Below are 8546 nucleotides of genomic sequence, written 5' to 3' on the forward strand. Positions count from 1 at the left end.
CTCAGCCCTGGCCGCAGGCGTCGCTGCCGACGTAGCCCAGGGCCTTGCTGTGGCTGACCTCGTCGTAGACGGAGAGCAGAGCCGGCGCCCGCCGGCCATCGGCGCAGGCGGCCACCCTGTTCTCGCTGCACACGCTGATCCTGTGGCCCAGCTGGAAGTTGTCGAAGAAGGTGGTGTCGTTGGCCTCCTGCAGGGCCGTGAGGGTCACCCCGTTGAACAGGGTGACGATCGTCTCGCGGGTGGGCACCGCCACCGCTGTCTGGAAGAAGGGGGTCTGGGCGGGGGCCATCAGCCGGCCGAAGCGCCGTTCCTTCACCACCCCCTGGAAGCAGCCGGCTCCGCTGGTTCCTGCACTGCCCTTGGCGGCATTGGCCAGGGCCGGTGTCATGGCCGGGGCGGACAGCTGGCCCAGCAGCAGCGCCGCAGTTCCCAGGCCGAGCAGACGGGTTCGATGGGTCATGGTCGAATTGGGCAGGGCCATGCCATGGTGCCCCCGCCAGTGCTACGGGCTAGGCAGGATCAGCCCGGGTGCCCCCCGACGGCCAGGACCTCACGCTGAACCACCTGGATCAGACCATGCTGTGGCAGGCCTTGGCGATGCGGCTGCTTCCGGCCCCCAGGACCTGGCCTTCTGCGACCTGGTGGAGTGGATTCGAGTCCATCTGCGCACCCTTCCGGAAGCGGTTCGGCGGCAGCCCGATGCAGGGGCTCAAGGTGCAGCGGCTGGCGGCGGGTCCGGCAGGCCCTGTTCCATCCCCAGGCGGAGTGCACGATGGCCTCGATCGCCCGATGCCTTCAGACCTTCTGTGTCAGGGCCGCAGTAGAAAATGGGCAGATCTCTGTCGTGCCTGTCCCGTCTGCGCGCCGCTGCGCAAAGTCCGCCGGGGAATAGGCGTCAAACAGGGTCCGATGGACTAACTTCGCCCTCCCCATGGCGGCTTGAACGGGCAGCTTCACAGTTCATGTCCTCATTTCCCTGATCCGTTGACCTGGTCCATGCGCCCCTCCCCCAAGCGCCGTTCGCCGGCTCGGATCGCTTCGATTAGCGCCGGTTTGCTCGGCGCCTTGCCGGGTCAGGTCCTGGCGGCCCCTGAGCTTCTGGCCGCGGATCCCCAGGGCCCGGTGGCGGCTGAACCGGCCTCCGCTGAGCCCAGCCCCAGTGCGCCCGAGCCCTCCCCCTGGGCCGGCAGCGTGGAGCTCTACGGCTTCGCACCGCTGCGCACCACCGGTACCACCACGGTCCGTGGCTTCAGCACCGACCTCGATCTGGACCTCGGCCAGGTGCTCAGGCCCCTGACGGCGGCGGCTTTCATCCGGGGCAGCGTCGAGTATGGCCGTTTTGGCCTCCTCACCGACATCAGCTATGTCTCCGTGAAGGGGGAGGAGGGGACCTTGCTGGACATCAAGACCCGCTCGATCGATGGCCCGCGTGGCCGCCGCAGCCTCACGCTCGTCCCGGATGGCCAGCGCAGTGTCGACGCCAGTGTCGTCAACATTCAGGGCATCTACGACCTGGCCCTGCGCTACCGCTTCGGGGAGCGCGAAGCGGCCGTGGCTCGCTCCGGGAGCTTCACCGTCATCCCCTATGCGGGGGTGCGGTTCGTCAACATGCAATACGACCTGGCTCTGCAGAGCGAGGGACCAGACAGAACCTTGAGCTTCAAGGGCCCGCGGCTGGAAGGATCCCGCACGCTGAGGGGATGGAGTCTCCAGCCGCAGCAGTCGTTCGGGGGCACGGTGGTCCAACCTCTGCTGGGAACCCAGGCGATGGTGTTTCTCTCTCCCCGCCTGAGGCTGTTCGGCCGCGCCGACCTCGGCGGCTTCGGCCTGAACAATGCCAATGAGTACTCCTGGAACGCTCAGGCTGGTCTCGGCTATGCGATCGGCAATTCCACCCAGCTCAACCTTTCCTGGCGCTATTTGCACCTTGGGGGAAGCAACGGCAGGATTCCCGAAAATGCCTACAACATCAATCAGAATGGGGTTGAGGTCGGGTTGAAGTTCTTTTTCTGAGTTTCGTCCTCAGCATCCCTTCCGGGGCCCCTCTTGCTCTCGGTCAGCGCGAAGAGGTGGCCGTGCCTGGCAGCTTTTCCAGGCGGGAATCGCGCCGAATCCTGGCCTGCAGCCGCAGCCAGCCCACCCCCACGGGCACCCCGGCCGCCAGGGGCAGGGCGCTGAGGGCGGGCCGGTTGCTGGCGGCCAACAGGGCCGCAGCCACCGCCAGGGCCCCGAGCAGCACGGACTGGCCGGAGCTCTGCTGACTCAGGGCCAGCCGCCGCAGCAGCCGGTCGGTTTCACCGGCGCGCACCTGCACCTGCAGATCGCCCTGCTCGATCCGGGCCAGGCTCTCCTCCAGCCGCCGCGGAATCCCCAGGGCGCGGCTGCCCACCTCGGCCGCCTGGCGGCCCAACTGGTTGAACAGGTCGCTGGTGCCGCCGCTGGAGGTCATGAGGGGCAGCAGGTAGGGGCGGGCAATAGCCACAAGGCTAAAGCCGGGATCGAGGCTGCGGCCGACCCCCTCGAAGGTGGAGAGAGCCCGCATCACGAAGATCAGCTCACTGGGCAGGCGGAACGGCTGGCCGTAGACGAGGTCGTAGAGATCGCCTGAGAGCTTCTCGATCACGTTGGCCGAGAAGGGCGGGGTCAGGGCGTCGGTGAGCATCACCCGCACCAGCCGCCGCACCGGCCCCACATCGATGCCGCTGGCAATCACACCGGCGGCCTGGAGCTCCGCCACCAGGGCACCGGCATCGCGGGCGGCGGCGGCCGTCACCATCCGGCCGAGACGGCTGCGCAGCCGTTGTGAGATCTGCCCCATCATCCCGAAGTCGTAGTAGATGAGGGCGCCATCGGCCGCCACGGCCAGGTTGCCGGGGTGGGGGTCGGCGTGGAAGAAGCCGAAGCGCACCAGCTGCTGCAGATAGCTGGCGGCGCCCTTCTCCGCCACCGCCGCCGGTTCGATGCCGGCCGCCACCAGGGCCTGGCGGTCGGTGATCTTGATGCCGGGCAGATAGTCGAGACAGAGCACGCGTCGGCTGCTCAACTCCCACACCACCGCCGGAATGCGGATGCCGGCATCGTCGAGGAACTGCTGGCGGAAGCGGGCGGCGTGTTCGGCCTCCAGGCGGAAATCGAGTTCGCGCAGCAGCACCCTGCGACACTCCTGGGCGATACCCACCCAGTCGCGGCCGACTCCCCAGCGCGGATGGCGCTGCAATACCGCAGCCACCTGCTGCATCACCTCCAGATCGAGCCGGAAGATCCGCTCCAGGCCCGGCCGCTGGATCTTGAACACCACCTGGCGGCCGCTGCGTAGGGAAGCGCGGTGTACCTGGGCCAGGCTGGCGGCACCGAGGGGCTGCTCCTCAATGTCGATGATCTCGGCCACCCGCTCGCCCAGCTCCTGCTCCAGCAGTTGCTGGGCCACGGCGAAGGAGAAGGCGGGCACGCGGTCCTGGAGGTGGGCCAGCTCCTCCACCCAGCCGGCCGGCAGCACGTCCGGGCGAGCCGAGAGCAGCTGGCCGAGCTTGATGAAGGCCGAACCGAGGCCCAGCAGTTCGGCGGTGAGCCAGCGGGCCCGCCGCCGCTGGCGCTGTTCGCGCCGTTCGGGGGTGACGCCCCCGGGGTAGGTCCAGTTGGCACTGTCCCACCACAGGCCGAGCAGCAGCTGGAGCACCGAGCGCCAGATGCGCAGGGAGCGGCCCGCCCCGAGCAGCCCCAGGACCAGCTCCTGCAGCAAGCCGCCCTGCGGACCGTCAGGCAGGCCGTTGCGCGGACGCGCCATCAGGCCCGGTCCTCAAGGCGGCGGGAGAGCTGGGCCACCCGGGCCCGCAGCTGGTCGATCTGGTCCTGGGGGCTGACGCCGGCGACTGGGCCGTGGCGATCGGCACCCTGCGCGCCGCTCGGGGCCTTCTGGTCTGCGCCAGCCCAGCTGGCAGCGGCGGTTGACCCGCCGCCTGGCTGCTCCAGTCGCACGGCCTCCTGCTCCACCTCTTCCACGAACAGCTGCCACTCCTGAAGGAGCCGCTCGGGGGCGTCCTGGGCGATCACCACCAGCCCGGCCGCTACATCGGCAAGGCCGGAGCCCAGCCGGGCAGCGAGGCGGTTGACGGCGGCCTGGATCAGCGTCTGGGGCGCGCTCATGGCAGGCCGGTGGGTGCCCCCAGACTGTGACAGATCAGGGCCGGCCGGCGGGAGCCGGCTCCGTCGCCGGGGCGGACGGGTCTTCCGGGCGTTGGGCGGGGGTGGGCAGGGCCAGGGGCTGCTGATCCAGTTCAGGGGCCCGTTCCACCGCGGCCGGCGCGGGGGACGGATCGGACTCGCGGCTGGGATCCGGTGCGGTGGATTCCAGCGGATCGGACTCGCGGGGTGGCTCGGCCGCGGGGGCAGCCTGCTGCCGCTCCAGCTGATCGAGGTCCAGGATGCCGCGGATCTGCTGGGCCTCCGCCCCGAAGCGCAGCCGCAGGCTGTCGAGGCTGGTGCCTGGGAAGGGTTGCACGTCGAAGTTCTGGCCGAAACGCACCAGATCGGTCACGTTCAGAGCCACCAGCCGCTGGGTGAGGCCGTAGCCCAGGCCGAAACTGAGACCCGCCACGAGCGGCCCCAGCCAGAGCCGTGGCCTGGACTGGGGTGCTGGGCCGGCGGCCGTGCCGGCTGGGGCGGCCTGAACCATTGCGACGTCGATGAAGCTGCCTAACCCATCCTGACGGGTCCGCGGCGATCGGCTGCCCTGGGGCAGGGTCCATGGATACGGTCACGCCACGACTAGCGTGTGGCCTGCTATGGGCTGCGGCACCCCCCATGGCGCCACTGACGCTTGAGGGGATTGCCGATGGGCTGCTGTCGAAGCTGGTGAGCGCCCTGCTGGCGGCGCCCAGCCCTGAGCAGGCTCGGGCCATCGCCGAGGACGTGCGTCGGCAGATCCCCGCATCGCGGGATCGTGAGATCTTGTAGGGGCATTATCGCATCGAAGCGGCGACCGCCCACTTCGCCAGTGATCCAGCCGATAGCCCCGACGGCATCGGCACGACCGCCCGCGATCTCATCGATCTGCACCAGTTCCTGCTGCGCGGCATCGTCGGCGCCGGCGTGCTTGCCGCGCGACCGCCCGACCTGGCGATCGACCTGCCCCTGATCCTGCTGCTGGCCTCCGGGTACGGGTTCGCGGCCCCCGGGCCAGCCAACCAAGACCATCACTTCCTCCTGATCCAGATCCTGGATGGCCATGGGCGCCACCAGCTCCGCGGCCTGGCGAGGCCCGTGATCGAGACGGAGGGGAGCGAGGACTGGGATGCGGCCCAGCTGCCGCGCCAGCTGCGAACGCCCCCAGGTCAGGCCAGCCTGATCCACGGTCTGAAGATCCGTCTCCTGAAACGGCTCAGGGACCAGGGCAAGGGCCCCCTGATCCATGCGGCGGCGGGAGCCAACCTGATCATCCGCCAGGTCATCGCTCTGTTGACCAAGGCAGCAGACGACTACTACGGCCAACCCCAGGTGCTGATCAACCGCCAGCTGGTGGAGCGGCTGCAGCTGCAGAACCCCGTAACGGGGTGTGACGACCCTCCATGAAGCTGGGTTTCGCTTCGTTCCAGACGTCAACAGACGACCTGCCCAAACCTTAAGGATTCCCTTAGGATTCGGAGGACGGCAGAGCAGAGCCATGCCCCAGCTGACATCCCTGCTTGCCCTCACTGGCCTGGCCGGCCTGGCCCTGGTGGAACTGCTGCTGCACGGCTTCAGCTGAGGCCGTCCGCTTCCCCGCGGCGGCTTGATCGCGTCAGCTCACGCCAAGGCCGCCCCGCGCCCAGCCGTCGCCTGGCCTGGAGCTTCCCCGATCTTCCCTTCTGTGAAGCGATCCTTGCCTTCGCCCACAGCCGCGGTAACCGCCGTAACGTCGAATGGCGTTGATCGGCTGCCCGTGAAAGTCACGCACCACGACGATGAGCATCTGCTCTGCCTGAGCTCCGACGAAGTGGCCCTCCTGGTGGACCTCTGCCACGCGGCCACCTTCTCCGACATGCTGCCTTCCCAGGCCGACCAGCAGCGGCGTCTGCAGCAGTTCATGGCCCAGGTGCAGACCTCACTGCTCGGAACGGCCCAGGCGGTGTGGGTCACCAAGCATCCCGAGACACCCTCGATCGCCTGAACCGCCGGTTTCAGGCGAGGCTCGGTTTCCGCCGCAACAAATGACGTCCCCGCAGGGCTCGGGCCGCCCCGGGGGCATCCGACTCGCGTCTGGACCCTGGACGTCCAAGGGAGTTGCCAGTGCGCCGGAGCCCGATCAGGTCGTGTAATCGGCGTTAATATACTACATTCTTGACTACCCTTGCCACAACTGGGTTTTGTCCAAGCATAGTGGTGACACACCTTTGACACAGACCCAGTTCCCGCCTACATTCCGACACAGACTTGACACACCGACCCACCGTGTCCCAAAACGAGGGCGGAACACTTGTTCTAAACAAAACGAAGATATTTGATGCAGAGAATTGCTACATCTATCAACGTGGAGGAACCGAATCCAAATACTGGCAATTTTATTATTGGGACTCCGAAGGAAAGGAAGGGTTCAGAATTAGAAGGTCTCTAAGGACAAAGGACTTTTTAACCGCTCAGTCACTTGCACAGAAAGAATACATCAACATACGTGCAAAGATTCAGAACGAAGAATCGCTGCAGACATTAACTGTAGGCGAAATGGCAAGGATATTCCTTGCCAAAAAGAAATCAGAAATCAGCACAGCACCTCACGCTGGAGTAACGCCAGAAACATATAGGGTGCTCAAGAACAGATGTCAAAAGTTGATTGACTACTTGGGAGAAAATACAAGAGTTGACCACTTAAAGCGGAATACATTTGAAGGATATGAGGATTGGAGGAAAAATGGTTGCGGAGGCAAAGTGCCCAAAACCAAAACGACCATTAAAACCGAACTCTCCACATTTAAATCCATCATTCTAAATGTTGCAATAAAAGACAAGCGTGTTATAAGCAACCTTCCAGACATACCCGAAATCAAGATTCCTCGCACAGAAGCACGACACAGAAGAAATCACTTTCGGGACGAAGAACTCAGAACACTCTTAAAAACAATAAACCAGTGGAAGGAAGAGAACATCTCAAGAAGAACTGCAGGAATTCACAGGAAGATGGTTGCTTGTGCGATTGAGTTAATGCTGAATAGCGGAATTCGTGTTGGAGCAGTCAAAAAAATCAGATGGCGTGATGTTCGTGTAAATCCAAAGGACAATCGTGAGCAACAGAAACGGTATAGGATAATCACCGTTCCACCAGAAAACAACAAAACGGGCAAAGAGTATGAATGCAACTGCGAAGTAGCACTAATTCTTGAGTATTTAAAGAAAATATCCACATATACATCACAAAGCGACCTGCTATTCTGCAATCAGAATGACGGAAAAGCATTTTCCTCTCGCATCTGGGCAGATTGCTGGAATGAAATCATCAAAAGAAGTCAATTAGAAGATGACACTGGAAGAAGATTTTCATACTATTCACTAAGGCATACTTACGCAACCATATCTCTTGCAAACAAAGTCCCTCTGCAATTGCTTGCATCAAACATGGATACAAGCACAAAGTATATACAAGACCACTATTATCATCACGAACCTGAGCAACTGACTGAAGAACTAAATCCTGTAAAACGAACAAGAAGAATGACCGCTGACGAAATGTTCAGTCAGTTTTATGCCTAAAAATTTTTCAGCGAAATATTTCTCACTCAGTTTGTCACCTCTGGAGGTCAATGGAACCATTGCTTTTTCATCGTAGTATTTTTCTTTTCTTAAGTTCATCGTAAAACTGTTGAACCGCCTGACTGATTACATCATCATCTGAGTCATACTGCGGACGTCGCTCAATTGGATTCATTATCTTGTTTCTGATTTCACGAACTTGGTGCTTTGTTTTTTGATTCATAATGACCCCAGTTCACCTTTAATGGCAGAGACAATAAATGCGGAAACATTTATACTTTCTTCTTTCTTCATCCTTTGCAATTCTTCCTTGTAGCGGATGTCTTTCTTTGGAAAAGTAATTGTGATTTGCTGGTTTTTCATTTACACCTCGTTAATGAATAGTGAGTTTTGATAGTCCAATGAATGCTGATGCACAGATGCCTCCTTCACCAAATAGTTGGCAATAAGATATGGATTTGAAATCTTCTTCACATGAATATTCTTCCATCTGGAAAAACACTTTCTGCTCCGCTTGATATAACCATTCCACTCGTCTTCTAAAACCACTTTTGAATTGAATCTATCAGGCAGTTCTGGGAGAAGCAAGTGTGTGTGATACTGCAACTTAGTTTTGCCCATTTCATGAAAAAACAACATTGGAGGAAACTTGTATTTCCATGTCTGATTTGGTCTCTTAATGCCCCAGAAGTATTTTAGAATTACATTCTTAACTTGTGATGCATCTTCAGGAGACCCTGGAAAACCCAGGCCATCCGCGCGACAATGGCTCAGTGATCACAGGCAAGGACTGGGTTGATGGGCGGCAAGCAGCTCGGTTTCTCGGA

The 8546-nt window shown here is 61.5% G+C and carries 9 protein-coding genes; 5 read left to right on the plus strand and 4 right to left on the minus strand.

The features are described 5' to 3' along the window. Position 1 precedes the first annotated feature (1 nt). Positions 2-460: a hypothetical protein gene (locus CJZ98_RS06710; RefSeq protein ID WP_157910898.1), complete on the minus strand. Its 459-nt coding sequence runs from the start codon at positions 458-460 to the stop codon at positions 2-4. 731 nt (positions 461-1191) lie between these two features. Here CJZ98_RS06710 and CJZ98_RS06715 point away from each other — a divergent pair. Next, entirely contained in the window at positions 1192-2013 is an 822-nt protein-coding gene (locus CJZ98_RS06715) for a porin family protein (RefSeq protein ID WP_232756283.1), read from the plus strand. A 43-nt stretch (positions 2014-2056) separates the two neighbouring features. Here CJZ98_RS06715 and CJZ98_RS06720 read toward each other — a convergent pair whose 3' ends face one another. The 3 genes from CJZ98_RS06720 to CJZ98_RS06730 are packed head-to-tail and all read right to left on the minus strand — an operon-like array spanning position 2057 to position 4672. Next, a complete protein-coding gene (locus CJZ98_RS06720; protein WP_094589670.1) occupies positions 2057-3784 on the minus strand; it encodes an ABC1 kinase family protein in 1728 nt (575 codons plus the stop codon). Beyond that, positions 3784-4143: a hypothetical protein gene (locus tag CJZ98_RS06725; RefSeq protein WP_094589672.1), complete on the minus strand. Its 360-nt coding sequence runs from the start codon at positions 4141-4143 to the stop codon at positions 3784-3786. The genes CJZ98_RS06720 and CJZ98_RS06725 overlap by 1 nt, the downstream gene beginning before the upstream one ends. 34 nt (positions 4144-4177) lie before the next feature. Further along, a complete protein-coding gene (locus CJZ98_RS06730; RefSeq protein WP_094589674.1) occupies positions 4178-4672 on the minus strand; it encodes a hypothetical protein in 495 nt (164 codons plus the stop codon). Positions 4673-4800: 128 nt separating this feature from the next. Here CJZ98_RS06730 and CJZ98_RS18215 point away from each other — a divergent pair, with 128 nt between their 5' ends. The 4 genes from CJZ98_RS18215 (at position 4801) to CJZ98_RS06745 (ending at position 7719) form a co-directional block, all read left to right on the plus strand. Next, positions 4801-4953: a hypothetical protein gene (locus CJZ98_RS18215; protein WP_157910899.1), complete on the plus strand. Its 153-nt coding sequence runs from the start codon at positions 4801-4803 to the stop codon at positions 4951-4953. Positions 4954-5088: 135 nt separating this feature from the next. Next, complete coding sequence (locus tag CJZ98_RS06735; protein WP_094589676.1) at positions 5089-5568, plus strand: hypothetical protein; 480 nt, start codon at positions 5089-5091, stop codon at positions 5566-5568. A gap of 349 nt (positions 5569-5917) precedes the next feature. Continuing rightward, complete coding sequence (locus CJZ98_RS06740) at positions 5918-6145, plus strand: hypothetical protein (protein ID WP_094589678.1); 228 nt, start codon at positions 5918-5920, stop codon at positions 6143-6145. Between the two features lie 281 nt (positions 6146-6426). Beyond that, a complete protein-coding gene (locus CJZ98_RS06745) occupies positions 6427-7719 on the plus strand; it encodes a tyrosine-type recombinase/integrase (protein WP_157910900.1) in 1293 nt (430 codons plus the stop codon). The last annotated feature ends 827 nt before the right edge of the window (positions 7720-8546 follow it).

It is taken from the genome of Vulcanococcus limneticus LL, from assembly GCF_002252705.1.
Lineage (GTDB): Bacteria > Cyanobacteriota > Cyanobacteriia > PCC-6307 > Cyanobiaceae > Vulcanococcus > Vulcanococcus limneticus.

What these genes read in the sequence shown, in the direction of transcription:
- CJZ98_RS06710 (WP_157910898.1), bottom strand. Translation starts at nt 460, where the DNA reads ATGACCCATCGAACCCGTCTGCTCGGCCTGGGAACTGCGGCGCTGCTG.
- CJZ98_RS06720 (WP_094589670.1), bottom strand. Translation starts at nt 3,784, where the DNA reads ATGGCGCGTCCGCGCAACGGCCTGCCTGACGGTCCGCAGGGCGGCTTG.
- CJZ98_RS06725 (WP_094589672.1), bottom strand. Translation starts at nt 4,143, where the DNA reads ATGAGCGCGCCCCAGACGCTGATCCAGGCCGCCGTCAACCGCCTCGCT.
- CJZ98_RS06730 (WP_094589674.1), bottom strand. Translation starts at nt 4,672, where the DNA reads ATGGTTCAGGCCGCCCCAGCCGGCACGGCCGCCGGCCCAGCACCCCAG.
- CJZ98_RS18215 (WP_157910899.1), top strand. Translation starts at nt 4,801, where the DNA reads ATGGCGCCACTGACGCTTGAGGGGATTGCCGATGGGCTGCTGTCGAAG.